Annotated in this window: 23 protein-coding genes, 1 tRNA gene and 1 riboswitch; of the genes, 13 read left to right on the top strand and 11 right to left on the bottom strand. The window is 66.5% G+C overall.

Going from position 1 to position 26,670, the window contains the following annotated elements:
• From pilV to glyA, 3 genes are all read right to left on the bottom strand, one after another.
• Positions 1 to 663: type IV pilus modification protein PilV (gene pilV, locus E4L96_RS21645; protein WP_135209295.1), on the bottom strand; the 663-nt coding region annotated here is incomplete at its 3' end.
• A gap of 114 nt (positions 664 to 777) precedes the next feature.
• Positions 778 to 1,254 carry a transcriptional regulator NrdR gene (nrdR, locus tag E4L96_RS21640; RefSeq protein ID WP_135209294.1) on the bottom strand — a complete coding sequence of 159 codons (477 nt, stop codon included), beginning with the start codon at positions 1,252 to 1,254 and terminating at the stop codon, positions 778 to 780.
• An 18-nt stretch (positions 1,255 to 1,272) separates the two neighbouring features.
• On the bottom strand, positions 1,273 to 2,529 hold the full coding sequence (glyA, locus tag E4L96_RS21635; protein WP_135209293.1) for a serine hydroxymethyltransferase: 1,257 nt from the start codon (positions 2,527 to 2,529) through the stop codon (positions 1,273 to 1,275).
• Between the two features lie 101 nt (positions 2,530 to 2,630).
• Positions 2,631 to 2,739, bottom strand: a riboswitch (ZMP/ZTP riboswitch).
• A gap of 156 nt (positions 2,740 to 2,895) precedes the next feature.
• Here glyA and E4L96_RS21630 point away from each other — a divergent pair.
• Positions 2,896 to 3,645, top strand: a complete 750-nt coding sequence (locus E4L96_RS21630; RefSeq protein WP_135209292.1) for an SDR family oxidoreductase — start codon at positions 2,896 to 2,898, stop codon at positions 3,643 to 3,645.
• A gap of 19 nt (positions 3,646 to 3,664) precedes the next feature.
• Here the strand turns inward: E4L96_RS21630 and E4L96_RS21625 are convergent, their stop codons facing one another.
• Positions 3,665 to 3,952 carry a hypothetical protein gene (locus tag E4L96_RS21625; RefSeq protein WP_135209291.1) on the bottom strand — a complete coding sequence of 96 codons (288 nt, stop codon included), beginning with the start codon at positions 3,950 to 3,952 and terminating at the stop codon, positions 3,665 to 3,667.
• Positions 3,945 to 4,178 carry a ribbon-helix-helix protein, CopG family gene (locus tag E4L96_RS21620; RefSeq protein ID WP_135209290.1) on the bottom strand — a complete coding sequence of 78 codons (234 nt, stop codon included), beginning with the start codon at positions 4,176 to 4,178 and terminating at the stop codon, positions 3,945 to 3,947. Before E4L96_RS21620 ends, E4L96_RS21625 begins: the two co-directional genes overlap by 8 nt.
• A gap of 265 nt (positions 4,179 to 4,443) precedes the next feature.
• On the opposite strand from E4L96_RS21620, the gene ybgC reads away from it, so the two are divergent.
• The 9 genes from ybgC (at position 4,444) to E4L96_RS21575 (ending at position 10,958) form a co-directional block, all read left to right on the top strand.
• On the top strand, positions 4,444 to 4,857 hold the full coding sequence (gene ybgC, locus E4L96_RS21615; protein WP_135209289.1) for a tol-pal system-associated acyl-CoA thioesterase: 414 nt from the start codon (positions 4,444 to 4,446) through the stop codon (positions 4,855 to 4,857).
• A 25-nt stretch (positions 4,858 to 4,882) separates the two neighbouring features.
• A complete protein-coding gene (gene tolQ, locus E4L96_RS21610) occupies positions 4,883 to 5,566 on the top strand; it encodes a protein TolQ (RefSeq protein ID WP_135209288.1) in 684 nt (227 codons plus the stop codon).
• A gap of 36 nt (positions 5,567 to 5,602) precedes the next feature.
• A complete protein-coding gene (locus E4L96_RS21605; RefSeq protein WP_135209287.1) occupies positions 5,603 to 6,040 on the top strand; it encodes an ExbD/TolR family protein in 438 nt (145 codons plus the stop codon).
• A gap of 10 nt (positions 6,041 to 6,050) precedes the next feature.
• Complete coding sequence (gene tolA, locus E4L96_RS21600) at positions 6,051 to 6,899, top strand: cell envelope integrity protein TolA (protein ID WP_135209286.1); 849 nt, start codon at positions 6,051 to 6,053, stop codon at positions 6,897 to 6,899.
• Positions 6,896 to 8,176, top strand: coding sequence for a Tol-Pal system beta propeller repeat protein TolB (gene tolB / locus E4L96_RS21595; protein ID WP_370660759.1), 1,281 nt, complete (start codon positions 6,896 to 6,898; stop codon positions 8,174 to 8,176). The genes tolA and tolB overlap by 4 nt, the downstream gene beginning before the upstream one ends.
• A 42-nt stretch (positions 8,177 to 8,218) precedes the next feature.
• Positions 8,219 to 8,749: a peptidoglycan-associated lipoprotein Pal gene (gene pal / locus E4L96_RS21590; RefSeq protein WP_135209284.1), complete on the top strand. Its 531-nt coding sequence runs from the start codon at positions 8,219 to 8,221 to the stop codon at positions 8,747 to 8,749.
• Positions 8,750 to 8,906: 157 nt separating this feature from the next.
• The gene (ybgF, locus tag E4L96_RS21585) at positions 8,907 to 9,665 is read left to right on the top strand and encodes a tol-pal system protein YbgF (protein ID WP_135209283.1); all 759 of its coding nucleotides are present in this window, start codon (positions 8,907 to 8,909) and stop codon (positions 9,663 to 9,665) included.
• A 74-nt stretch (positions 9,666 to 9,739) separates the two neighbouring features.
• Positions 9,740 to 9,815: transfer RNA gene (locus E4L96_RS21580), tRNA-Lys, on the top strand.
• Positions 9,816 to 10,052: 237 nt separating this feature from the next.
• Positions 10,053 to 10,958, top strand: coding sequence for a tetratricopeptide repeat protein (locus E4L96_RS21575; RefSeq protein ID WP_135209282.1), 906 nt, complete (start codon positions 10,053 to 10,055; stop codon positions 10,956 to 10,958).
• A gap of 101 nt (positions 10,959 to 11,059) precedes the next feature.
• Here E4L96_RS21575 and E4L96_RS21570 read toward each other — a convergent pair whose 3' ends face one another.
• From E4L96_RS21570 to E4L96_RS21545, 6 genes are all read right to left on the bottom strand, one after another.
• A complete protein-coding gene (locus E4L96_RS21570; protein WP_135209281.1) occupies positions 11,060 to 11,617 on the bottom strand; it encodes an isochorismatase family protein in 558 nt (185 codons plus the stop codon).
• A 26-nt stretch (positions 11,618 to 11,643) separates the two neighbouring features.
• Complete coding sequence (locus E4L96_RS21565; protein ID WP_135209280.1) at positions 11,644 to 13,260, bottom strand: alkaline phosphatase D family protein; 1,617 nt, start codon at positions 13,258 to 13,260, stop codon at positions 11,644 to 11,646.
• Positions 13,261 to 13,334: 74 nt separating this feature from the next.
• Positions 13,335 to 13,796 (bottom strand): TspO/MBR family protein, encoded by a 462-nt coding sequence (locus tag E4L96_RS21560; RefSeq protein ID WP_229414692.1) that lies wholly within the window; start codon positions 13,794 to 13,796, stop codon positions 13,335 to 13,337.
• 193 nt (positions 13,797 to 13,989) lie between these two features.
• Positions 13,990 to 14,970, bottom strand: coding sequence for a DUF2268 domain-containing putative Zn-dependent protease (locus E4L96_RS21555; protein ID WP_135209278.1), 981 nt, complete (start codon positions 14,968 to 14,970; stop codon positions 13,990 to 13,992).
• A 330-nt stretch (positions 14,971 to 15,300) separates the two neighbouring features.
• On the bottom strand, positions 15,301 to 17,445 hold the full coding sequence (gene pbpC / locus E4L96_RS21550; RefSeq protein ID WP_229414690.1) for a penicillin-binding protein 1C: 2,145 nt from the start codon (positions 17,443 to 17,445) through the stop codon (positions 15,301 to 15,303).
• Entirely contained in the window at positions 17,446 to 23,403 is a 5,958-nt protein-coding gene (locus tag E4L96_RS21545) for an alpha-2-macroglobulin family protein (RefSeq protein WP_229414688.1), read from the bottom strand.
• Between the two features lie 159 nt (positions 23,404 to 23,562).
• Between E4L96_RS21545 and E4L96_RS21540 the strand changes: the two genes are divergently transcribed.
• The 3 genes from E4L96_RS21540 to E4L96_RS21530 all read left to right on the top strand — a co-directional run.
• Positions 23,563 to 24,963 carry an L-cystine transporter gene (locus E4L96_RS21540; RefSeq protein WP_135209277.1) on the top strand — a complete coding sequence of 467 codons (1,401 nt, stop codon included), beginning with the start codon at positions 23,563 to 23,565 and terminating at the stop codon, positions 24,961 to 24,963.
• A gap of 150 nt (positions 24,964 to 25,113) precedes the next feature.
• Positions 25,114 to 25,875, top strand: coding sequence for a histidine phosphatase family protein (locus E4L96_RS21535; protein WP_135209276.1), 762 nt, complete (start codon positions 25,114 to 25,116; stop codon positions 25,873 to 25,875).
• Positions 25,876 to 25,887: 12 nt separating this feature from the next.
• On the top strand, positions 25,888 to 26,670 hold a 783-nt coding region (locus E4L96_RS21530; RefSeq protein ID WP_135209275.1), incomplete at its 3' end, for an NAD(P)H-hydrate dehydratase.

The following is a 26,670-nucleotide window of genomic DNA, read 5'->3' as shown; positions in this document are numbered from 1 at the left end:
TCCCACGTCCGGGACCGCGAGCACGAGACGCGGGGCCGCGGCAGCAGGCGCGGTGCGGCTGCTGGTGCTGCGGGCGAGCCAGCCGATCTTGATGACGACTGGCGCACCAGCGGACGGCGTGCACGCCCACGGCACTTGGCCGGCAGCCAGGATGGTGTCGCGGCAGACGACGATGCGGCCGCCAGGGAAGGCGGCGGCGACGGACTGCACCACGGCCGCAGCATCCGCTTCCGCTGCGGCGCCTGGATCGCAAGGCGCATCTGCACAAGCCCCAACGGCGGCGCCATTGGCCGCTCCGCCCGCGCCAGCCCCGGCCCCGCTGCCCGAACCGCTTCCCGCGCCGCCGCCCTGTCCAGCGGAACCAGCGTCGAAATCGATTTGGAGGTAAGGGTTGTCGGCATCCGTGCCGTGAAAGATGGCCGGGTTGGCGCGCATCTGGTCCGCCAGGCCTTGCGCCAGCACCACGGCCTGCGACGCCAGGCGCGTCTCATGCCGCGTGCGCAGGGTGGCCGCCTGGGTCGCGATGGCGCCGAGAACGCCCACTGCCAGCACGCACATGGCCACCAGCACCTCGACCAGCGAGAACCCGCACGGCCACCCGCTGGATACCGCCCCGGCGCGCGCCACATCAGCGCGCAGGGCGCGCACCTTCGTCCCTTCCATGCTCCCCTCCCCGCCGCGTCATTGCGCAGCACCGCGAGGACGTTAACAGGACGTGGCTACGCCCGCCTGAGCTGCCTCAAGCGTGCACGGGGAACCAAACGGGGAGTAAAAGCCTCAGGAAGACGCCTTGCGGCCCTTGCGCTCATGCCCCACTTCGGCAATCGCTTCCTGGAATTCGTTGAGGTCTTCGAAGTTCTTGTAGACCGAAGCAAAGCGGATATACGCCACCTTGTCCAACCGCTTCAGCTCCTGCATCACCAGCTCGCCCACGAAGCCCGAATCGACTTCGCGCAGGCCACTGGTCAGCAGTTTTTCCTCGATCGAGGACACCGCCATGTCGATTGACTCGGCGGCCACGGGACGCTTGCGCAGGGCCAGCATCAGCGACCCGCGCAGCTTGGACGCCGCATACTCGGTGCGCATCCCGTTCTTCTTCACGATGATCGGCATCGACAGCTCGACCCGTTCAAACGTGGTAAACCGTTTATCGCATTTGCCGCAGCGGCGGCGCCGGCGAATCGCATCCCCTTCCTCGGAGACGCGCGTCTCCAGGACCTGGGTATCCTCGTGCTGACAGAAGGGGCATTTCATCGCCGGCGATTACCCTGCTTAGCGCGCGTACGACTCGTACACCGGGAACTTGTCGGTCAGCTTCTTGACCTCCGCCTTCACACGGTCGATGGTCGCGGCGTCGTGCGGATTATCCAGCACGTCGGCGATCAGGTTGCCCACCTGGGTCGCTTCCGCTTCCTTGAAGCCGCGGGTGGTCATGGCCGGCGAACCGAGACGGATGCCCGAGGTGACGAACGGCTTCTGCGGGTCGTTGGGGATGCCGTTCTTGTTGACGGTGATGTGCGCCTGGCCGAGGATCGCTTCCGCTTCCTTGCCGGTCAGGTTCTTGGCGCGCAGATCCACCAGCATCACGTGCGACTCGGTGCGGCCGGACACGATGCGCAGGCCACGTGCAATCAGCGCCTTCGCCAGCGCATCCGCGTTCTTCACGACCTGCTGCTGGTACTCCTTGAACTCCGGCGAAGCCGCTTCCTTGAACGCCACCGCCTTGGCCGCGATCACGTGCATCAGCGGGCCGCCCTGGATCCCCGGGAAGATCGCCGAGTTGATGGCCTTCTCGTGCTCAGCCTTCATCAGGATCACGCCGCCGCGCGGGCCGCGCAGGGACTTGTGGGTGGTGGAGGTGACGAAGTCCGCGTGCGGCACCGGGTTCGGGTACACACCCGCGGCGATCAGGCCTGCGTAGTGGGCCATGTCGACCATGAAGTAGGCGCCGATCTCCTTGGCGATCTTGGCGAAGCGCGCGAAGTCGATCTTCAGCGAGAAGGCCGAGGCGCCCGCGATGATCAGCTTCGGCTTGTGCTCGCGCGCCAGCTGCTCCATCTTGTCGTAGTCGATGTCTTCGTCCGGGGTCAGGCCGTACGAGACGACGTTGAACCACTTGCCCGACATGTTCAGTGCCATGCCGTGCGTGAGGTGGCCGCCTTCGGCCAGCGACATGCCCATGATGGTGTCGCCCGGCTTGAGCATGGCGAAGAACACGCCCTGGTTGGCCTGCGAGCCGGAGTTCGGCTGCACGTTGGCCGCTTCGGCGCCGAACAGCGCCTTCAGGCGGTCGATCGCCAGCTGCTCGGCGATGTCGACGAATTCGCAGCCGCCGTAATAGCGCTTGCCGGGGTAGCCTTCGGCGTACTTGTTAGTCAGCTGGGAGCCCTGGGCTTCCATGACCGCGGGCGAGGTGTAGTTCTCGGACGCGATCAGTTCAATGTGGTCCTGCTGGCGGACGTTTTCCTTTTTGATGGCATCCCACAGTTCCGGGTCGACTTTGGCCAGCGTGTGATCTTGAGCGAACATGAATCAAACTCCAATGGTAGTTATGGCGGATTCGAATAAGCGGGATGCCGAGCCGTTTGCTTGAACCAAACAAACAAAAGGGCAGCCGCAACGCTTTCCATCGTGGCTGCCCAGGCGAACGGCTTGTTTTGATGCCTCACGTTCCCTCGGTGGTCGTCCACCTGCCAGCGCGGGGTGGCGCGCGGCTTTTCGCCAGTTACGTGAGACGGTAAATGGAGCCGAGATTGTAAGGGAGTTCACGCTGGCGGGCAACTTGTGGGGCAGCTGGCAATACCCTTCGTGGACACCGGGCGAGGGCCGGTGGAACTTGTCACTTTCATATACAATGCCGCGATTATCCCCACGTTGTCACTCGAAGGGCATCCCATGATCGTGTTCATCACCGGCGCATCGGCCGGCTTCGGCGCCGAAATGGCGCGCGTTTTCGTCCGCGCCGGACACCAGGCGGTGATCGCGGCACGCCGGGTGGACCGGCTGCAGGCGCTGGCGCGGGAGCTGGGCGAGAACTGCCTGCCGGTGGAGATGGACGTGACGGACAAGGCCTCGATCGAGGATGCGCTGGCGGTGATGCCGCAGTCGTGGCGGCAGATCGATGTACTGGTCAATAACGCGGGCCTGGCGCTGGGCACCCAGCCAGCCCACGAGTGCCCGCTCGAGGATTGGGAGACCATGATCGACACCAACTGCAAGGGGCTGGTGACGATGACGCGCGCGGTGCTGCCGGGGATGGTGGAGCGGGGCGCGGGGACGATCATCAATATCGGTTCGGTGGCGGGGCACTATCCGTACCCGGGCGGGAATGTGTATGGGGCGACCAAGGCGTTCGTGGAGCAGTTCACCCTGAACCTGCGGGCGGACCTGGTGGGGACGGGGGTGCGGGCGACCAACCTGGCGCCGGGGTTGTGCGGGGGGACGGAGTTCTCCAACGTGCGCTTCAAGGGAGACGATGCGAAGGCGGCTTCCGTCTATGAAGGCACCACGCCGCTGACTGCCAGGGATATCGCCGAGACGGCGTTCTGGATCGCCACCCTGCCCGCGCACGTCAATATCAACAGTATCGAGATGATGCCGACCTGCCAGGGCTTCGGCGCCTTCAACATCAAGCGCAGCACGTAGGCCCGCGCGGCCCTGTGCCCTATTTCTCGTGCTTATGCGCGTGCGGGAAGTAGAACGACAACATCAGCGTCAAGACCGGCAGCGCGCCGATCTTGACCAGCTCGAACATCGCCTGGAATGCTTTGCTGCTTGGGTTAAAACCATAGCCGACCAGAATGAACGCGCAGAACAGCGCCAGCCCGACCAGAATCTGCCTGGCCAACTCCAGCCGTTCCTTCCCGCTAATCTCGGCTTGCGGAGACCGGCGCCGTTCGGTCAGGGGCACATGCAATTCGGTGCTCGGTGGCGACAAGACCTCGTCAGCCATTGAAGATCCCCTCGATCACCTCATGCACGCGAAGCGTTGGTCCTCGTCCAGACACGACTGCGAGCGTGCGACGCGGATCCCGCGTCCGCTCCTCGTCAGCAAGCATTAAGAGCATCAGCGCCCGATTCAGAGCCTCGGAACGGCTCATGCCGCTGCGCTCAGCAATGCTGGTCAATGCGTCGTCCGATTCGCGGGACAACTTCAAAGTGTATTCACGCTTGAACATGGCAGCCTCCCATCTCATCGCTTCACCTTAGCACGTTCAAAATCGCGGCAGGAAGCGCGCACCTCTGGGCGCCATCAATACTGCCAAATGTGAGAAGTTGTTACAGACCTTGGCATTCCGCCGTCGTGTGCAGTCTACTAATCGCGCCTTGGCAACAGCCCACCCCCGCCAGAGGGGAACCAACTGTCCAGCTATGTACGCTGGCGTACATTAAAAAGAACAAAATCGCGTACAATGTTTCCCACGCTCATCAACGACAACCGCCATGCCTGCAGCCTTTGACTGGACGGTCCGGGTCTACTATGAAGACACGGACGCCGGTGGCATCGTGTACTACGCGAACTATCTGAAATTCTTCGAACGGGCCCGCACCGAATGGCTGCGCGCCGCCGGCGCCAGCCAGGAACGCCTGAAGGAAGAGGACGGCGCCCTGTTCGTCGTGAAGAGCGCGGCCGTCGAGTATCATGCGCCAGCCAAGTTGGACGATGTACTAAACTTAACTTTACGAATTGAAAAACTGGGCCGCGCGTCGGTCGAGTTCGTCCAGGAAGCGTGGTGCGCCAACGTCCTGCTGGCCAGCGCCCGCGTCAAAACAGGCTGCGTGGACCGCACGACCCTGCGTCCGCGCGCCCTGCCCGACTCGGTGGCCCAGGTCATGCGCGCCGCTCACTCCGAATAACCAGTCAAATAACAATCAACAGTCAATGAACGCCACCCAGGATCTCGACTTTATCTCGCTGATCGCCAATGCCCACATCATCGTCAAGCTGGTCATGGCCTTGCTGCTGGGGGTGTCGCTGGTCAGCTGGAGCTACATCTTCCGCAAAATGTTCACCATCCGCGCCGCGCGCGCGCAAACGGAAAAGTTCGAGCGCACCTTCTGGGCCGGCGGCAACCTGCACACCCTGCACCAGAGCGCGAGCAGCCAGCGCGACCAGTCCGGCGCCCTGGCCCGCATCTTCGAGGCCGGCATGGGTGAGTACATCAAGGGCAAGCAGGCCGCGCGCGAGCAGCTGGACATGGGCGCGGTGCTGGACGGCGCCCGCCGCGCCATGCGCGCCGCCTTCCAGCGCGAGCTCGATGCGCTGGACACCCACCTCAACTTCCTGGCCTCGGTCGGCTCGGTCTCGCCGTACGTCGGCCTGCTGGGCACCGTGTGGGGCATCATGAACGCGTTCCGCGGCCTGGCCAACGTGCAGCAGGCGACCCTGGCCGCCGTGGCGCCGGGCATCGCCGAGGCGCTGATCGCCACCGCGATCGGCCTGTTCGCCGCAATCCCGGCGGTGGTGGCGTACAACCGCTTCACCCACGACATCGACCGCCTGGCGATCCGCTTTGAAAGCTTCGTCGAGGAGTTCTCCAACATCCTGCAGCGCCAGTCGCGCTGAGGACAGAGAGCCAAAGGACCCTCAAGGACAACGACCATGGCCACCTCCTTCTCCAGCAGCCTGCGCGGCGGACGGCGCCGCAAGTTCAAGTCCGAGATCAACGTCGTGCCCTACATCGACGTGATGCTGGTGCTGCTGATTATCTTCATGGTCATCCCGCCTGCGAACAGCCCGAGCGTGATCAACCTGCCGCGCGCCGAAAAGTCCGCGCTGCCGCCGGACGACTATATCCAGATCATCCTCAAGCCCAATGCGGACCTGCAGATGGGCGTGAACGGCAAGAACCCGCGCGCGGTCGAAGGATTTCCCAACCGCGCCGCGCTGGTGGCGCGCCTGCGCGAACTGCATGCGGATAACCCGGACATGCCGGTCATGATCTCCGGCGACAAGGACAGCAAGTACGACGACGTGATCCAGCTCGTGTCCGAAGCCAAGCGGCTCGGCATCAACCGCGTGGGGCTGGCGACCAAGTGAGGCCAAGGCGATGAACCCGGCAGCTGCAGGCGGCGTCCCCTACCAGGTCCCGCCGGAACCCAAGGCATGGTCCTCGACCGTGCTGGCGCTGGCCGTGCACGGGCTGCTGCTGTTCTTCCTGTGGTTCGGCATCCGCTGGCAGAACAATGCGCCGGTGGCCGTGGAAGCGGAAGTGTGGGACGTGAAGACCGAGATGGCCGCGCCCCCGCCGCCTCCGCCCCAGCCCGAGGTCAAGCCGGAGCCCACGCCCCCGCCGCCGCCCGTGCAGAAAGTGGAAGAGCCGCCCGCGCCCAAGCCGCCCGACATCGCGCTGGAACGCGAGAAGGCGCGCAAGCTGAAGGAACAGCAGATCGCGGAGCAGAAGCTCGCGGAGCAGAAGAAGCGCGAGGAAGAACTCAAGAAGGAAGAGCAGAAGAAGCTCGCCGAAGAGAAGGCGGCGAAGGACAAGGCCGACAAGCTGGCCAAGGAGAAGAAGGCCGCGGAAGAAAAACGCCTGGCCAAGCTGCGCGACGATGAGATCAAGCGCTTCACCGCCTCGCTGGGCGCGCACGGCACCGCATCGAAATCGACGGCGCCGAAGAGCGACTCCGGCTACATCGCCAGCCTGACCGCAAAGATCAAGGGCAACATCATCTACGGCGGCAGCCGCGATTTGCCGGGCAACCCGACCGCGATCTACCGCATCACCCAGCTGCCGACCGGTGAGGTCATCGGCTACAAGAAGATCCAGAGCAGCGGCGTGCCCGAGTACGACCGCGCCGTCGAGCAGGCCATCACCGCCTCCTCGCCGCTGCCCAAGAAGAAGGATGGCTCGGTCGAGCGCACGATTGAACCGATATTCAAGCTGAAGGAAGAATGAGGATGAACTTTGCCAAGAACCTGGCCCGCGGCGTGATCCTGGTGGGCGCCTTCGTCGGCACCGCCGCGCACGCGCAGCTGCGCTTTGAAATCTCCGGGGTGGGCTCGACCCAGATCCCGGTGGCCGTTGCCGCCTTTGCCGATGAATCGATTGCGCCCGCCCAGGTGTCGGAAGTGATCAAGGCCGACCTGGAACGCAGCGGCGTGTTCAAGGTGATCGACGCCGGCGGCGCCATCTCCGAAAAGGGCCCGATCGACTACGGCAAGTTCAAGGCCGCTGGCGCGCGCGCCCTGGTCGCGGGCAGCGTGTCGAAGATGGCCGATGGCCGCTACGACGTGCGCTACAAGCTGTTCGACACCGTCAACAGCGGCGAACTGTCGTCCATGAACCAGGCCACGCTGGAGCGCTACACGCGCCTGTCGGCCCACAAAATCGCGGACGACGTCTACGAAAAACTGACCGGCGTGCGCGGCGCCTTCGCCACCCGCATCGCCTACGTCAACGAGAACCGCGCGGGCCGCATGTACCGGCTGGAAGTCGCCGACGCGGACGGCATGGGCGTGCAGGTCGCCGTATCGTCCAACGAGCCGATCATCTCCCCGTCCTGGTCCCCGGATGGTACCAAGGTCGCCTACGTCTCCTTCGAGGCCAAGAAGGCCGTGGTCTGGGTGCAGGACCTGATGACCGGCAGCCGCAAGATCGTGGTGAACCAGAAGGGCTCCAACTCGGCCCCGGCCTGGTCGCCGGACGGCTCCAAGCTGGCGGTGGCGCTATCCAAGGACGGCCACACCCAGGTCTACACGCTGAATTCCGACGGCTCCGGCCTGCGCCGCGTGTCCAACAGCGCGGGCATCGACACCGAGCCGCAATGGTCGGCCGATGGCCAGTGGATCTACTTCACCAGCGACCGCAGTGGCGGCCCGCAGATCTACAAAATGCCGGCCGGCGGCGGCAACGCGACGCGCGTCACCTTCAACGGCAGCTACAACATCACCCCGCGCCTGTCCTCCGATGGCAAGACGCTGGCCTGGGTCTCGCAGCGCAACGGCGACTTCGCGCTGTATGCGATGGACCTGGCCAGTGGCCAGGAACTGCGCCTGGCCGATTCGGCCACCGAACCTTCTTTCTCCCCCAACGGCAAGTACCTGATGTACGCGACCGGTGCGGGAGGCCGCAAATCGTTAGCCGTGGTGTCGGTCGATGGGCGCGTCAAGCAGCGCCTCACCACCAACGCAGGGACGATCCGGGAGCCCAACTGGGGCCCGTTCATGAAGTGAAGTAAGCCTTTTAACCGAGCCTGAACCAATAAGGAGAAGATCATGCAGAACTTGAAGAGCGTCGCCTTCATCATCGCCACCGCCGCCGTCCTGGCCGCGTGCAGCTCGCCCGTCAAACTGAACGAGCCGGCACCGGTCGTCGAAAAGCCGGTCGCTCCGCCGCCGCCGCCGGTGGCTGACGCCCGCGACGTGAAGCCGGTGGAAACCGGCTCCACCGACCCGCTGAACGATCCGAATGGCGTGCTGGCCAAGCGCAGCGTGTACTTCGACTTCGACAGCTACGTGGTGCGCGACGACGGCAAGCCGGTGGTCGAGAACCACTCGGGCTACCTGACCAAGAACAAGGCCCGCAAGGTCCTGATCCAGGGGAACACCGACGAGCGTGGCGGCACCGAGTACAACCTGGCCCTGGGCCAGAAGCGCGCCGAGGCCGTGCGCAAGTCGATGGCCGCCCTGGGCGTGCCGGAGACCCAGATGGAAGCCGTCTCGCTGGGCAAGGAAAAGCCCAAGGCCATGGGCCACGACGAAGCCGCGTGGGCTGAAAACCGCCGCGCCGACATCGTCTATCAGTAACACCACCGCAGCGCCCGGCGTTCCGGGCGCGCATTGACAACTGAAGTTATATTTTTGGTGGAGCACCAGCTCCACCAAAAACCTTAAAATCAGCGCATTGACAATGCAGCGGCAAGCGGTGCAGACTGCTTGCCGTTTGCATTTGAAAGAGCCCCTTATGTTCAAACTTTCGAAACCTCTCGCCGCCCTCTTTCTCTTCGCGTCTGTGACCGCGCATGCGGGAGTGTTTGACGACGACGAAGCCCGCAAGGCCATCCTCGACCTGCGCGCCAAGGTCGACGCCCTGTCGAAGGACTTCGACGCGCGCATCGCCCGCATGTCGGACAACAAGCTCGATCGCTCCGCCGCCCTCGACTTCACCAACCAGCACGAAGCCACGCTGGCCGAAATCGCCAAGCTGCGCGGCCAGATCGAAGTGCTGCAGAATGCCATCGCCACCGTCGAGAAGCGCCAGAAGGAGCTGTACGCGGATCTCGACGCGCGCATCAAGAAGCTGGAGCCGCGCGAAGTGACCGTGGAAGGCAAGACCGTGGAGGTCGACCCGGGCGAGCAGAAGGCTTATGAAGGCGCGATGGAGACTTTCAAGGGTGGCGACTACGCCGCCGCCGCGCGCGAGCTGGGCGACTTCGTGCGCCGCTACCCCGGCTCCGGCTATGCCGCCAACGCCCAGTACTGGCTCGGCAATGCGCACTACGCCGCGCAGAATTACAAGGCCGCCATCGCCGCCCAGCAGGACGTGGTGAGCAACTACGCCGACAGCCCCAAGGCACCGGATGCGATGCTCAACATCGCCAGCAGCTACCTGGAGCTGAAGGACAAGAAGAATGCCAAGAAGACGCTGCAATCGCTGGTGTCGAAGTACCCCGAATCCCCGGCCGCCGCCACCGCCAAGGAGCGGCTGAAGGCGCTGAAGTAAGTCCGCGGGTGACACAACTGGCCGGGATGGCATTTGACAGATGACTCACCCGGCCCTATAATTTTGCTTCTTTCGGGTCGTTAGCTCAGCTGGTAGAGCAGCGGACTTTTAATCCGTTGGTCGCAGGTTCGAATCCCGCACGGCCTACCACGAATAGTCAAGGCAAAGGGTTAGCTCCGGCTAACCCTTTGTACGTTAACAGCCCTGGCAGCGGCTGGTCCAGAAGCATGCCGAAGTAGTACACCATCAGACGAGATCCGCCTGCCGCGTTACTGGCCACGACGCAGGGCGTGCCGGACCGCGCAGACGTGCGCTGGCTCCGGCTAGTCGATTCCCCTCCCTCCCCCGCTGTACAATCGCGCCTGACTTCACTCGACAGGACCGCGCATGCCTTCCGTTTCGTCCACCCCGCCTGACGCCGATGCCTTGTTCGATGCCGCCCTCGCCGCCAGCGAAGCGGGCGACCGCGCGGGCGCCGTCGCGCACTACCGCACCCTGCTGGCCTTGGAGCCCGAACGCAAGCACGCCTGGTACAACCTGGGGCTGCAGCTGAAGTACCTGGGCCAATGGGACGAGTCCCTGCGCGCCAACCAGCGTGCGCTGGAGCTGGCGCCGGAGAATAACGAGGCAGCCATCTGGAACGCCGCGATCGCGGCCACCGCGCTGCGCGACTGGACGACGGCCCGCGCCATGTGGCAGCGCTATGGCATCCAGCTGCAGGGCCCCGTCGAGGGCGAGATCGAGGACAACTTCGGCGTGACGCCGGTGCGCCTGAATCCTGACGGCCAGGGTGAAGTGGTGTGGTCGCGCCGCATCGACCCGGCGCGGGCCCGCCTCCTGAATGTGCCGCTGCCCGAATCGGGTTACCGCTTCAAGGACATCGTGCTGCACGACGGCGCGCCGGCCGGCTACCGCAAGGACGGCGACCGCGATGTCCCCGTCTTCAACGTGCTGGAACTGTTCCAGCCGGGTCCCTTCGGCACCTTCGAGGTCATGCTCGACGTACCCACGGAGGAGGCCATGCAGGCCTTCCAGGACGCCGCCGATCGTGACGGCATGTACGCCGAGGACTGGACCGCAAGCTACCAGACGATCTGCAAGGCCTGCAGCGAAGGCCGTCCGCACGACCACGAGCACCAGCCCGACGACGAGGCCGCCGAATGGCAACCGGAGCGCCGCGTGGGCCTGGCGGCCACCTCGCGCGCCCAGGTCGAGCGTCTGCTGGCGCACGCGCTCCCGCCGGGCGTCGAAGTCATCGAGTGGACGACTGCGCTGGAGCCTCGCGCCAGCTAGCGGCCGCACGACCGTCCGCGCCGAGGCGCGCACCGGTTGGCCCGCGAATGGACCGGCCAGGCTGGTGCCTGTTCAGCTCGAGCGGATGGCCGGTCTTCCCGTCAAGCGCCCCTGAAGTCCACCTCGGCCGTCTTCGCCGTCCCTGCCTTGCGCCCAGGCGCGGCCTGGTAGTTCCAGTACAGGTTGGTGTGCGCGATCACGTCGCCCGGCGGCGGCGCGCCCCATTCCGTGCGGTCGCTGGTGGTGTGCGCATCGCTGACCAGCACCGTGTCATACCCGCGCGTAAACGCCCCGTGGATGGTCGAGCGGATGCAGGCATCGGTCTCCGCCCCGGTCACGAACAGCCGGCCTACGCCGAGCTGGCCAAGCTGCTCCTCCAGCACGGTGTCCTCGAAGGCGTCGCCGTACTGCTTCTCGACGATCGGTTCCGCCGGCAGCGGATGCAGCTCCGGCGCCAGCTTCCACGCCGCGCTGCCGCGCACCAGACCTTCGTCGTGGTGCTGCACCCAGATCACCGGCACATGTTCGCGCCGCGCCTTGTCGATCAGCGTATTGATGTTGGCGATGACCGCATCGCGCTGATGCGCCTGCGCCACCACGTCGTGCTGCACATCCACCACCAGCAGTGCCGTGCTGGGACGGTTCGTCAAAGTCGTCATGCTGTCCTCCGCTTGTATGCTGTTCGCTATGCCTGGATTTGCCGTGCGCCCGGCTTGCCCGCCTCCACCTCAAACGCGGCGAGCGTGCTGGCGCGGCTCTCTTTCACCTTCTCGCTGTCGATCACGCGCATGTCCACCCGCGCGCGCTGGCGCCCGAGCTCCATCATGATATAGCCGCGCCGGCGGGCGTCCGACAGCAGCATGTGGGGATTGTTGGTCTTGCCCGCTTCGATCATCTCGATCGGATCGCCTTCCGAGGTGATGGACGTGCTCACGAATTCGCTGGCCACGATGCGCGAGGTGGGCTTGTCGAAATCGTAGAGGATGTTGGCGGCGTGGTGGCAGTGCACATCTCCACCGATGACGAGCGGGTTGGACGCGCGGCTGTCGCCCAGCAAGCGCGTGAGACGCGTGCGCGCGGCCGGGTAGCCGTCCCACCCGTCGGTCCAGTGCGTGGTGCCGTGCGCGGTCTGGCGGCCGAAGGGGGCGAGCAGGGTTTGCTGGGCCAGCACGTTCCACAGCGCGCGCGAATCCTTGAGGCCATCGGCCAGCCATTGCTCTTGCGCGGCGCCGAGCATGTCCAGTTTCGGGTCCATGCGCCCGGCGCAATTTTCCGTGACCGACGCGCCACCCATGCCCATGCGCGGACACGCTTGCGGGGTACGGTACTGGCGGTCGTCCAGCACATGGAACTGGGCCAGGCTGCCGAACGAGTAGCGGTCGTAGATGCGCATGTGCGGGCCGCGCGGCAGCGCGCTGCGCGGGACGGGCATGTGCTCGTAGTAGGCCTGGTAGGCGGCCGCGCGGCGCAGCAGGAAGCGCGGGTCCAGGTATTCGGACTGGTCGCCCGCGTAGTCGTTGTCGACTTCGTGGTCGTCCCAGGTCACGATCCACGGCGCGGCGTGGTGCATGGCCTGCAGGTCGGCGTCCGTCTTGTACTGTGCGTGGCGGATGCGGTACTGGGCCAGCGTTTCCGGCTCGCCCGTGGCATGCCGGCGCACCAGATTGCTGCCCCAGTTCGATTCGTAGATGTAGTCGCCCAGGAAGGCCACCAGGTCAAGGTCCTCCTTCGACATGTGGCGGTAGGCCGAGAAGTAGCCCTGCTCGTACTGCTGGCAGGAGGCGACGGCGAAGCGCAGCCGGTCCGCCTGCACGTCCGCCGTGCGGGTGCGGCCGGCGGGGCTCATCTCCCCGCCCGCGATGAAGCGGTACCAGTACCAGCGGCCGGGCCGCAGGCCGGTCACTTCTGCGTGCACGCTGTGCGCGAGTTCGGGCGCGGCGTGGATGCGGCCTTGCTGCACGATGCGCGCGAACTTTTCGTCCTCGGCCAGTTCCCAGTTGATGATCACGCGCTCGGGCGGCATGCCGCCGTCTTCCAGCAGCGGCGCGGGCGCGAGCCGGGTCCAGAGCACGACGCTGTCCGGGCGGGGCGCGCCGGACGCCACGCCGAGTGTGAATGGGTAGCCGACGAAGCGTAGAGGCTGGGCCTGGGCCTGCGCCTTGTGCGAGGCGCCCACGATCTGCGTGCCGGCCAGCGCGAGGGCGGCTTGCAGGAAGCGGCGCCGTGCCATGGGCCGCGGCCAGCCGTTGGTCTCCCGTTCAATCGATTGAACCAGGTGCAGCAGGCTGGCGGATGGCTTCATGGGCGGATGCAGGCGCGTGGAGGTCGCGGGCAGTCTAGCATGGCACGCGGCCGAGGATTGCGCGGCGTCCGATCTCAGCCCAGCAGTGCCGGATTCGCGCGCCAGACCGCGAACGTGAGAGCCGTGGCGAAGCTCACCCACGCGAGATACGGCGCCAGCAGCCAGGCCGCGAAGCGCTGCACCTTGTGGAAGGCGACGATGGTAGCCGCAATCAGGAGCCACAGCACCAGCACTTCGATGAAGGCAGCGGCGCCGAGATGCCAGCCGAAGAACAGCCAGCTCCAGAGGGCATTGGCGGCCAGCTGCCCGAGATACAGCGCCAGCGTCCGCGGCGCGGTGGACCAGCCGCGGATGCGCCACACCAGCCACACGGCCCATGCCATCAGCGCATACAGCAGCGTCCACACAGGGCCGAACACGCCCGCTGGTGGCGCCCATTCCGGCTTGTTCAGCTGCGCATAGAACTCCGCAGCGTGCACCGAGGCCCACGCACCCAGTCCCGCCGCCGCGAAGGTGACCAGCACCCACGCCACCATTCCCCAGATCTGCTCTTTCCGCCCTGCCCTCATGCGTCCGCTTTCAGTAATTCCTGCTGTTGAGTGAATGGCTAAGGTAACAGGCCGCGCGGGGTTGTGGCGCCGGGTTGGCCGGCGCACTGGGCGTGGGCGTAATGTGCAGGGGCACGGTGCGCGACGGCGAGCGCGCTGGCTATGCGCGGCGGCTGCGGTGTCAGCGGGCCTGTGCCAGTTCGTCGAGCGCCGCTTCGATCTCGGGACGCAGCTTGCTGACTGGCGTGTGCGCCAGCTCCTGCAGCGAGTGGCGCTGGCCCAGCTTCTGCGCGACCAGGAAGCCGACGTAATAGCCGGAGCGCGACGGGGTTTCGGCCTGCTCGCTGGAGCCCAGGAAGAAGCGCTTGTAATCGTCCGGCGAGGTCGAGTCGAGCAGGCCGCGGATATCGCGGGCCAGCGCGGGCACCATGGCTTGCGCGCGCTCCGGCGTATTGCGCGGCAGGCCGAAGATCGCCACGCCGTGCGCTTGCGGATTCATGGTCTGGGCCACGTGCATGGCCAAGCCCTCGCCCCACAGCGCAGTCACGAACTTGTCGCTGTAACCGGGAGCGGGATCCGGATACTGCTTGTGATAGATGTGGAAGAGCTCATGGTCAAAGAACGGCTCGGGGTCCGCATCCTTGCCGTAGACCCAGGTGATCATGTCGAGGCCGAACAGCAACGCAGTCTGGTCGTGCACCTTGCGGGTCGCGCCATCGAAGCCGCCGAGCGAGTACATGAAGTACAGCTCTCCCTTGTAGGCCAGGTCCGGGAAGGTCTTGCGGAAGCGCGCTTCGTAGCGCGGCAGGTCCTGGCCAATCCGTGCCGACACTTCGCGCATCAAATCCATGCGTGGTCCGATCAGGCTTTGCACCTTCACGTAGCGGTCCGCGACCATCTGTTCGAACGGCTTGCTGGTGTCGCCGCCGATCACGGCATGGTTGTAGACTTCGGGATGACTCTTGACCACGGTGCGCGCGAACACGGCGCCTTGCGCATCGACGGGCAGAGTCCTGGCCTTGTCGTAGAAAGACCAGAACTCAGGCATCAGGTTGACGGTGCGGTAGGTTGCCGGGGTCGAAACCGGGGCGGCAGCGACAGCAGCATGAGTCACGGCAGCGGCAGCGACAAGCGCCAGCAAGCGGCGCGGCAGGACGTGCATATAGGCTCCACAAAAGATCGGGGCCAGAGCCTACCTGACCGCCTGCTCCGCGTCCAGTACAGGGCACCGGCGCACTCACTTCAAAAAATGAGGAAACCGCCTCGCACGCACTCTTTCGCACTCTTTCGCACTCGAACGAGTGCAGGTAGCACTCCTTCGCGCGCTTTTGCGGTCGTTCGCAACAGCCGAAGAGTGCATTCGAGATTCCAACGCGCGCGTTTGCGTATCACCCGTCCCGTTCAAGAGTATGAACAGGAACGAAAAGCGTCAGTTCGAGTGGCGAACCGATCATAAAAGCGATTGAGCGCTCCGCAGCTCACCAGGCTGCAATCAGCGGGTGCCGCGGACGGTGAAGTCGCTTTGGGCGACAGGGTGGCCGGTGGAGTCGATGAGCTGGAGGGTGTGCTTGCCGGGGATGGGCTGCCAGCGGTAGTCGTCCTCCGCCTCCGCGAGAATCGCGCCATCGAGCTGCCAGCGCAGGCCTTGGCCGGCTTCGGCGTGGAAGAACACCCGCTCGCGGTTATCGGGGATGTCGGGGTCGGCGGCGAGAATGGCGTGCGGCGCAGGATAGACGATGCGCGGCGCGCGTTCGTGGAGCGGGACCACGGCGACCCTCGCCATCTCGGTCCCGGCGATGAACCACTCGTTGCGCGGCGGCTCGACCGCCGGTTCGAAGGCCACGCCGATGCCGGTCACACCTTGCGGCGCGCGCGGCGCGAGCGAGGGCTGGCTGCGGTGCAGGTAGTCCATCACATCGCGCCACACCGGCGCGGCACCGGTCACGCCGGAGACGTCCCACATCGGGCGTCCATTGAAGTTGCCGACCCAGACACACACCGTGTAGCGGTCCGAATAGCCGACCGCCCAGTTGTCCCGCATGTCCTTGCTCGTGCCGGTCTTCACCGCCGCCCAGTAGCCCGTCGCCAGCTCGTTGCGCAGGCCGAAGGTGAGGCTGCGGGCGGCGCGATCGGAAAGAATGTCGCTGACGATGAAAACGGCCTTCTCGTCCATCACCCGCTGCGGTTTCTCGGTCGGGCGCGCGACCAGCGTCGATGTGCCATACAAGCCATGGTTGGCCAGTGCCCGGTAGGCGTTGGCCAAGTCCAGCAGAGTGATCTCACCGGAGCCCAGTGCCAGCGAGTAGCCGTAATAGTCCGGCGCCTCGGTCAGCGTGCGGATTCCGAGAGTCCGCAGGCGTTCGTGGAAGCGGTCCAGGCCCGCCAGCATCAGCGTACGCACGGCCGGAATGTTGAGGGAACTCGCGAGGCTGGTGCGGGCGCTGACCGGGCCCTTGAAGTCCTTCTCGTAATTCTGGGGCACGTACATGCCGCCCACCGTCGCCACCTCGATCGGCGCGTCATTCAGGATCGACGCCGCCGTCAGCACGCGGCGCTCGAACGCCAGCTCGTACAGGAAGGGCTTGAGCGTGGACCCGGCCTGGCGCAGCGCAGTGACCCCATCCACGTCGCTGTTGCCCGCGTTGGCGACCCAGGCCAGGATCTCGCCGCTGGCGTTGTCGAGGACGACCAGTGCGCCATCGTTCACATTGCGTTCGCCGAGCATGGAGAGCTGGCGCCGCAGGGCTTCCTCCGCAAAGCGCTGCATGCCCGCATCCAGCGTGCTGCGCACCGCACCCTTGCCGGGCTTGAGGAGCTGGCGGGCGACGGCGCCGCTGGCGCTGAACGAGCGTGGCTCAGAGGGGCGGCTCAGCGCCTTCTCCGTCTCCCACGTGACTGCCGCGCAGGCGACTGTCAGCTTCAGTTCCTGCGCCAGCGCGCATGCGCGCCGCGCGACCAATTTGGGCGGCGCGGACGGCGAGCGCACCAGCGCGGCGAGGATCGCGGACTCGGTCTTATCCAGCCCCGAGGGCGCCTTGCCGAACAGGCCGCGCGAGCCCGCGCCGATACCGCGCAACTCGCCCCGGAACGGCACCAGATTGAGATAGGCCTCCAGCACATCGCGCTTGGACCAGGTGTCTTCGATCTCGCGTGCGGCCTTCATCTGGTTCCACTTTTGGCCCAGCGTGCGGCCACCGGCGCCCGGCTGCAGCGCCGGGTCGAGCTGGGACGCCAGCTGCATCGTGATCGTCGATGCACCGCGCGGGCGGGAGCGGAACAGATTCTCCCACGCAGCCTTGCCCATCGCCAGCAGGTCCACGCCGCTATGGGTCATGAAGTTCTGGTCTTCGGCGGTGATGATGGCCGTGACCAGCGCGGGCGAGATGTCGTCGAAGGCTGTCCACGCCGCACGCTGCGCCGTCAGGTCCAGGCGCAGGGCTCGCAGCGGCTGGCCAGCGCGGTCCAGCAGCACCGCATCGGAAGGCTGGTACCCGGCGCGCACCTCGGCCAGCGTAGGCAGCCCGGCCGCTGCGGTCCTTGGCGCGGACGCAACGGGCACCGGCCCGCTGGCCGGAGGCACGGCCAGCGCGGGAACGGCCAGGCAGGCGGCCAACAGGACGGCGATGTAACGCGGCACTTACGGCTTCACAGTGAATGGAGCATTCGGGTATTCGCCAAACATCTCCGGGTTGTACATCGCCTCAATGCGCGTGGGCGGAAGCTGGAACTGGCCCGGATTGTTCAGGCGGACCGTGTACTCGACGCTCCACTTTCCTTTTGGGACAAACTCGTAGTACGACCGGAACGCGTCGAACTTCCGCTCCTGGAAGGCCGGCCACACCCAGCCGCGCTGGCGCTCGCCCGTGGTGGCGATGGCCGAATCGCGGCCCAGGCCCCCGCCGAGGGTCGAGGCGCCCGCTGGAATCGGATCGTCCACCACCACCCAGGTCATGTCCGCCTGCGATTCCAGATCCAGGTGCACGCGGTAGATGTCCCCGCGCGACCACACGCCCGCCTGCTTTTGCTCCACCGGCGTGATGGTGCGCGTCGCGCGGAAGCCGGTCGTCAGCGGTGCCTTGAGCGGAATCGCGGCGGTGCTCTGCACGACCACCCACGGCTTGCCGGTGCCTGCGTGGCTCAGCGTCAGATCCTGCGCAACGTTCGGCCACGGCAGCGTAGCCACCAGGTCCGCCGGTGCGGCGCTCTCCGTCCAGCGCACCGCCTTCTGCTTGCCCGCCAGCGTGGCCAGCGACTGTCCCGTCACCGGCGTGGACTCGAATTTTTCCGAGAACTTCTCCATGGCCAGCACGCCCCAGGCATTGGCCACAGTCGTATTCCACTTGCCCTTGCGCTGGCGGCCGATGGCGCCGCGCGCGAGGCGGCCCATGTCGGCCTGCCAGGCGGGGTTGTCGAGCATCGCCAGCAGCAGGCGGTTGGCGTTGGCGTCGCCGGACATCATCAGCCACCACCAGTTGTCGGTGCGCTCGGTCGAGAAGCCCATGGTGGTGCCCTGCAGGTTGAGGCGCGCCCGCAGGATGGATGCCGTTTGCTGCAGCTGCTTCTGCTGGTCCGGCAGCGCGGGTGTGCGCTGGAGGACCAGGTACCAGTCGATGACGGCCGCCGTCGGCCACAGGTTGGGCGCGATGGTGAAGGACTCGGTCATGTCCGGCTGCACCAGGCCGCGGCGCGACAGCGCTTCCAGGGCGGCGACCTTGCGCACCGCGACATCGGCGGTCGGCATGGCGGAATAGCGTATCACCTTCCCGCGCACGAAGCCGGCCAGGCCCTCTTCCATGCGGGTACGCAGTTCATCGGGGATGCCGTAGCCTGCTTCGTCCGCCACGCTCAGCACGTAGGCGGTCAGCGTATCGGAGCCGTACAGCATCGGCGTGAAGTACTTCACCAGGCCGTCGCCATCAAGATAGGCCGGGAGCGATGCCATGTTCGCGTCCCACATCTCTTCGTCACGCAGCGCCACGGCCTTGGACGTGACCTGCTCGAAGCAGCTGTACGGGTAATCTTTCATGTACTCGCGCACGCCCGGCATCTCGTCCGCGATGCGGGCCGAGAAGCGCGTGACGATGCCGCCGCGGCCCGGCACCGCATCCGCCGGGACCTGCACCTTCATGGTCTGCGGGCGATCCAGCTGCAGCAGCGTCGCTTGCAGCGTGCGCACCGGCAGCGCGGGCTTGACCGTCTGCTTGATCTTGACCGTGTCGGCGTTATCGCCGCCGCGCGCGGTCGCTTCCCACGCCAGCGTGCCGACGTTGTAGGGAACCGTGTAGTCCCAGCCGATGTCGCGCGATTCGCCCGCGGCCAGGGTCACGGTCTGCACCGGCAGCGCGGCGGCCTTGCCGAGGTCGGCCGCCACGCTGGCACGCAGCTCGACGGACAGCTCGCGGTCGGACGCGTTGCGCACCGTGTAGCCGGCGCGGAAGCGGTCACCCTCGCGCACCAGCGGCGGCAGCCCGGCCAGCATCATCACGTCCTGCGTGGTGCGCACGGAGGCGCCACCGCTGCCGAACAGCGAGGCGCCGCCGCTTGCGATGGCCACGATGCGGAAGCTGGTGAGCGAATCATTGAGCGGTACGGTCACCTGCGCATCGCCGTTCTTGTCCAGAACCACGCGCGCCTTCCAGAACAACAGCGTGTCGAACAGCTCCCGGCCCGAGCTGCGGCCACCGCCGCCGCCGTGCGGGAAGGCCTTGCGGCCGAAGTGGCGCTTGCCGATCACTTGCATCTGCGCGGTGGACGTCTCCACCTGCAAGGTACGTTGCTGCATCATGGTCTCAAGCAGGTTCCAGCTTTCGTTGGGCATGAGTTCCAGCAGGCCTTCGTCGACGGCGGCCAAGGCGACCTCGCTGCCCGCCGGGAGAGCCTTGCCGTCCGCGCGCGTGACGTGCACGGCGACGGGCACCTTCTCGCGGATCTTGTAGACCGGCTTGTCCGGCGTGACCTGCACCTTCAGTTCATGCGCGGCCCAGCCCACGCGCACGGTCGCAATGCCCATCTTGTATGCGGGCTTGCCGAGGTCCACCAGCGCGGTTGGCTGCACACCCGCCACGCGGCCGCGCACCACCAGCGCGGACACGTACACGTTCGGCGCGTAGCTGGCCTTCATCGGAATCGTGATGACCGGGTTCTGGCCGGAGATGCGGCGCACATAGGTCTCGATCACGCCTTCGCGTTCCACTGTCACCAGCGCGGTAGCGGAGCGGAACGGCATGCGCACCTGGAAGCTGGCCTGCTCGCCCGGCTCGTAGCGCTTCTTCAGCGGCAGCAGATCGATGCGGTCGTTGTCGCTATGGCTGAACCACAGGTCCGCGTTCCCGGCCACCCACACATCGGCGTACGTGCTATTGATCCGGCCAGCACTGTCGGTGGCCTGCGCGCGCAGGATCAGCTCACCGTCCTTGGGCGCCTTGACGTCGCAGAACAGCAGGCCGCGTTCATCGGTCTCGCCGGCGCAAGCTTCGCCGAGGCGCTTGATTTCGCTACTGTTCTCGTACGAGTAGAAGCCGCCGAGCAGGCGGCGCCGGTGCGAATAGGTCGCGCGTTCGAAGAAGTCGACCGCGATGCGCGCGTGCACAAGCGGCTTGCCCTGCACGTCGAGTGCAATCGCCTGCAGCTTGACGGAATCCTTGGTCGCCATCCATGCATCCGGCTTGATGCCGACAATGACGCCGGCGGGCCACAGGGGCACACGCTGGGACACGGTCAGCGTCTCGCCGTTCGGGTCCTGGTAGGACATCTCGGCCAGCAGGTCCTTGGGCGCATCCACGGTACCGAACTTGTCGACCGTGACACGCGCGCCGCCGGCTTTGTCGAGGGTGACAGGGCGGGTGCTCACGCCATCCTTGCCGCGCGCGCTGTCGCCTTCCTGGCCCTCGTCGTCGCCGCTGTCTTCGTCGCAGCATTCATCGTCGCCGTTATAACCGCGGTTCTGCTCCACGCCTTCCTTGACATCGCCCCGGGAGAACCGGAAGCCTTCCTGATCGGGAAACGACACCTCGCGCGGCTCCAGCACGGTGCGCAGCTTGACGGCGGCGAGGCCCGCACCACCGCCCGACAGATACGACAGCTGCAGGTCGAGCGGCACCGCAGCCGGTGCGATCTGCGCCTCCTTTGGCCCCTGGATCGAGCCGCGCATGGTCGGAATGCGGAACTGCTCGACGCGGAACGAACCGGCGGACAAGCCGCCGATGAAGACCTCGTAGCTTCCCAGTTTGGCATCGGCCGGGATGGCCCAGCTGCTTTCGGAGGTGGCGTTGGCGGTCCACTTGACAGGCAAGGCCACCCTCTCATCAGTGGCCGAATGCACGATGTGGATCTGAGCGGGGCGCGCCGAGCTGTCCGCGATTTTCAGCGCACGCGCATGCCAGTTGCCGGTACTGCCCTGGCGCTTGGCCTTCGGGTCCAGCAGCTCGATACCGCGCATGGTGTGCTCGCGCAGGAAGTGCTTCATGTGGACCGTTTCGCCGGCACGCAGCAAGGTGCGGTCGAACACCGTGGTGGCGATGGTGTTGTCCTGGTGCCGGTCGCCGGTGAGCACATTGAAGCGCCACGATTCGATCCCGCCCTGCCAATCGGACAGGGTGAAGGTCATGTCCTCGCCCTTGCGCGCGCTGATGAAATAGCGCTCGCCCTGCTGCTTGCAGCGTGCCGTGATCTCCTTGCCGATGCGGGCGACACCGTTGGCATCGGTCCGGCCCTGCCAGAGCTGCTTGCCGTCGCAATCGCGCACTGTGACGGCGGCGCCGGACACCGGGCGGCCCTGGTCAAGGGAGGTGACCCACACCACCGAGCTCGCGGCGCCGTGCTTGAAGTGGGCGGCCATGTTGGTGACCAGCGCGGAGGCGCTGACGTTGGCGGTGCGCGGCGCGTCATTGAGGCCCGCGCCCAGCAATGGACTGGCCACTTCTACCACATAGAAGCCGGGGCGGCGCAGCGGAATGCCGATCACTTCGAACTCGCTCTTGCCGCGGCCGCGCGGGATGGCGATGCGCTCGGCGCGGTCTTTCTTGCCGATCAGCGGCGTGTCCAGGTCCTTGCCCCACTGCTCGCGCGGCTCCCAATACTCGTAGCTGCTGCCCGCCATGCGGCGCAGCCAGCCGATGATGGCGGCATCGTCCTGTGCCGGTACACGCAGCACCTGTGCCGGTGTGCTTGGCGCGGCTGTACCGGTACGGTCGCCCGGCTGTGCGCTGGACTGTGCTGGAGGTGTACTGGCAGCTGTTGCGGTGGTGTTGGGCGGCGCCGCGGGAGCGGCGGGCAGGTCCTGCGGCGTGCGCTGGACCGACGCGCGCAGGCGGGTTTCGACATTGCGGACCGTGACCGGCAGCAGGCGGTCGCCCTTCGCTTCCAGGATGCCGAAGCGCGCCGGGAACTTGACCAGCGGCGGGTTATCGTCGGTGCGCACGGACGCGGGCAGCGCGGCGCGGTTGACCAGCGCCCGGCCCGCGTCATCGCGCAGGCCCTCGGGCAAGGTCAGCTTGAGCGCGGACTTGACCGGGAACGGGCCACGGAATTCGAGTTCGCTCACATACTCCGCCTTGGCCTCCTCGCCGGAGAACATGGGCGCGAAGGTCTTGCCATCGGGTGCCGTCAAGCGGATGCCCTGCAGGTCCGTGCGCTTGACCGGGGCGCTGAAGGACAGGGACATGGGCAGGAAGGGAATGCACTGCCCTTTGGTGGTCGCGCGCTGGCAACGGAACATCGCCGTGAAGTCCGGCCGCACGTGATACGGCAGTGTTTGCGCCTCGGTGGTGGCGATGCCGGAAGCGGTCGCGATCCCGGCATCCCACACGATGGCGACATCCTTATCGGCGGGCAGCGTGCGCTGGCACTGCAGCACGGCGAACGGCATCTCGCTGCGCTTGGGCGCGGCGCCCGGGGTCACGGTATGGAACACGACGCCGCGCGCCTTCCACCACACGTGCAGGTAGCGGTCGACGAAGCTCTGGCGGTGGGCGAGGAAATCGTCGCGCTCCTTCCCTTGCAGCAGACGCACGCCCACCTTTTCGCCGACGCCGTCGATCCGGCACCAGGCATGCTTGCGGATGCTGTCCTCGGTGGCGGGCGCGTCGAGACCGAACAGGAACACCTGGTTCTCGTCGATTTGTCCGCCTTCGCGCGGGATCTGCTGGACCACGGCCGGGCCGCCCGTGGTGAACGCGTACACTGTTTGGCCGCCGAGCGCAGCGCCGCTGACGGCATGCTGTCCCGGCTTGAGCGTGAAGCGGCAGGCCACACCGGCGGGCAGGTCGCGCTCGAAGTCGTAGCTCCAGTTGCGGCTGTCCACCCAGCGGCCCTTGCCGGGCTGGGCGCAATCAACGGTGAAGGGGTCGTCCAGGCGCAGGTCGCCGAAGGGCACCACCTCGCCGGTGAAGCGCACGGCCACCTGGCGCACCTGCTTGACCATGCCGGCGGGCGTAAACACCTCGACTGTCACCGGCGGCACGGCCGGCTTGGCGGACATAGCGGGAGCAGCGGGAGCAGCGGGCGCGGCCGCCAGCGCCTGGGGCGCCGCCTGGCTCAATCCCAGCCCTCCGAGGGCCACCAGCATCACCGGCACCACCAGCGTCAACACACGCATTTTTCGCTCCGCGAGAAAGTGAACACGCCAGTGTTGCCCACGTGACTTTCCCTGTCAACAACGTTGCGTTTACGCGGCTGTCGAACCCGGCAGTCGACCGCGAGCGGCCTCGGCAGAATGCCGATAGAATGCTTCGATTGCGCAATACGAAGGCCCCCGATGAATCTGCCGCTGATCCTGAATCTCGCCGCTGCCCTCCTCCTCCTTGGCGTGCTCTATCGCATGCACCAGACCCACCAGACGTTCACCCGCCGCGTGTTCAGCGCGCTGGCGCTGGGGGCGCTGTTCGGGGCCGTACTGCAAGGGGTCTATGGCGCCAGCGCCCCCATCGTCAAGGACACCGGGGCCTATCTGGAGATCGTCGGCGAAGGCTACGTCAAGCTGCTGCAGATGATCATCATGCCGCTGATCATGGTGTCGATCATCTCGGCCATCCTCAAGCTCAAGGACGCCTCCTCGCTCGGCAAGATCAGCGCCATCACCATCGGCACGCTGATGGGGACCACCCTGGTCGCCGCCATCGTCGGCATCGTGATGGCCAAGCTGTACGGGCTGACTGCGATCGGCATGGTGTCCTCGACCGCCGAGGCGGCGCGTGGAGTCTATCTGGAAGGCAAGCTGTCGACCGCCCAGGGCATTTCCCTGCCCGCGATGATCCTGTCGTTCATCCCCGAGAATCCGTTCCTGGACCTGACCGGCGCGCGCAAGACCTCGACCATCGCGGTGGTGCTGTTCTCGCTGTTCATCGGCGTGTCCGCCACCGGCATCGCGGGCAAGAAGCCGGACATCTTTGCCTCCTTCGAGCACTTCATCAAGGTGGCGCATGCGCTCGTGATGCGCATGGTGACGCTGGTGCTGCGCCTGACCCCGTTCGGCGTGTTCGCGCTGATGGCCAACGTGGTGGCGCGCTCCAGCTATGCGGACATTCTCAACCTGATGAGCTTTGTGGCGGCCTCTTACAGCGCGCTGATAATCATGTTCTGCGTGCATCTGCTGCTGATCGCGGCGGTGGGCCTGCCGCCGGTGCGCTACCTGAAGCGCATCATGCCGGTGCTGGTGTTCGCCTTCACCTCGCGCACCAGCGCGGGCACCATCCCGATGAGCGTGCAGGCCCAGACCACGCGCCTGGGCACCCCGGAAGGGATCGCCAACTTCGCGGCCTCGTTCGGGTCCACCATCGGCCAGAACGGCTGCGCAGGGATCTACCCAGCCATGCTGGCGGTGATGATCGCGCCCACGGTCGGCATCGATCCGTGGACCTTCGCCTTCCTGCTGCCGCTGGTGGCGATCGTGACCGTCGGCTCGGTCGGCGTGGCCGGCGTGGGCGGCGGCGCGACCTTCGCCGCGCTGATCGTGCTGTCCTCGCTGAACCTGCCGGTGGCGCTGGCCGGGCTGCTGATCTCCATCGAACCGCTGATCGACATGGGCCGCACCGCGCTCAACGTCAGCGGATCCATCACCGCCGGCACCCTCACCTCGCGCGTGCTCGGCCAGACCGACCTGGCCACCTTCCACAGCGACGCCGAGGTCAATCTCGACGCCGCGGAACCGACCACCTGAGCGCCGCGCGCGTTCGTACAGGAAACAGCGCGGTCGGCCACGCGGCCGCGCCCCGCGCCAGCTCTTCGACTGACCAGCGGAAACGTGCGCTGAGCCGCAGATTGTTACGTCCATAATGCGAGACTATCAATACGGACAAACAGGCTGGCGATGGAACAGAAGTGGCCGCAGCAAATCTGGCTGGTGCGGCATGGTCAAAGCGCGGGCAATGTCGCCCGGGATGCCGCCGAGGCGGCATCCTCGCTGCTGATCGATGTCGCCACCCGCGACGTCGACACTCCCCTCTCCGAACTCGGCATCCAGCAGTCGCACGCGCTGGCGCGCTGGTTCGGCCAGCTGCCGCCCGAGGCGCGCCCCAACGTGGTGCTGCATTCGCCCTACGTGCGCGCCGCGCACACGGCGCAGATCGTGCTCGAGCACATGGACGACGAACCGGATGTGGTGGCCGTCGACGAGCGCCTGCGCGAGAAGGAATTCGGCATCCTCGACCGGCTGACGCCGCTCGGCATCGCGCAGAAATACCCGGAACTGCACGAGCAGCGCGCCCACGTCGGCAAGTTCTATTTCCGCCCGCCCGGCGGCGAGAGCTGGTGCGACGTGATCCTGCGCCTGCGCAGCGTGCTCGACACCATCACGCGCGAGTACCGCCAGGAACGGGTGCTGATCGTGGGCCACCAGGTGATCGTCAACTGTTTCCGCTACCTGCTGGAGCGCATGACCGAACACGAGATCCTGACCTTCGACCGCCAGGGCGACGTGCCCAACTGCTCAGTCACCTCCTACCGTTTCGATGGCACGCGCGGCAAGCACGGCAAGCTGGTGGTTGACCTGGTGAATTTTGTCGCGCCGCTGGAAGAGTCCGGCACGCCGGTCACTGTTCAAAAAGACGTGCCCGCGGCAGCCAAAGCGTGAAGTGGCGCACCGATGAACAAACGCGCGCCCCACACCATAGACGACACCGCACTGCGCGCCTGGCCCTTGCCGATGCCGGACGCCAGTGGCGACAAGGAAATCCGCGGCCATGTGCTGGTGCTCGGCGGCTCACGCGAGATGCCGGGCGCGGTGATCCTGGCGGCCACCGCCGCGCTGCGCGCCGGGGCGGGCAAGCTGACCATCGCCACCGGGGCCTCGGTGGCCCAGCTGGTGGCGCTGGCGATTCCGGAATCGCGCGTGCTGGGGTTGGCAGAAACCGAGGCCGGCGGCTGCAAGCCGGACGCGGTTGCGCGGCTCGATCCGCTGGCGGAGAAAGTGGACGCGCTGCTGATCGGGCCCGGCATGCAGGACGAGGCGGCCACGGCGGCGCTGGTGGAAGGGCTGCTGCCGCGGGCGCAGGACACCGCCATCGTGCTGGACGCCTGCGCGATGGGCGTGCTGCTGCAGCGGCAGGAGCGCTTCGAGCGGCCGGTGATCGTGACGCCGCACGCGGGCGAGATGGCGCACCTGACGGGTGCGGCCAAGGAGGAGATCCTGGCCGAGCCGGACCGCTTTGCGCGGGAGTACGCGGAACGCTGGAACGCGGTGCTGGCGCTCAAGGGCGCGCGCACCGTGATCGCGGCGCCGGATGGAACGCTGTGGCAGCACGAGGGCGGCAACATCGGCCTCGCGACCTCCGGTTCGGGCGACACGCTGGCCGGGATCGTGGCCGGGCTGGCCGCCCGCGGAACACCGCTGGCGCAGGCCCTGTGCTGGGGCGTGGCGCTGCATGCG

It is taken from the genome of Zemynaea arenosa, assembly GCF_004614185.1.
Taxonomy (GTDB): domain Bacteria; phylum Pseudomonadota; class Gammaproteobacteria; order Burkholderiales; family Burkholderiaceae_D; genus Telluria; species Telluria arenosa.
Note: the sequence above shows the minus strand (reverse complement) of the source record. Positions and strands in the feature narration are given on the sequence as shown.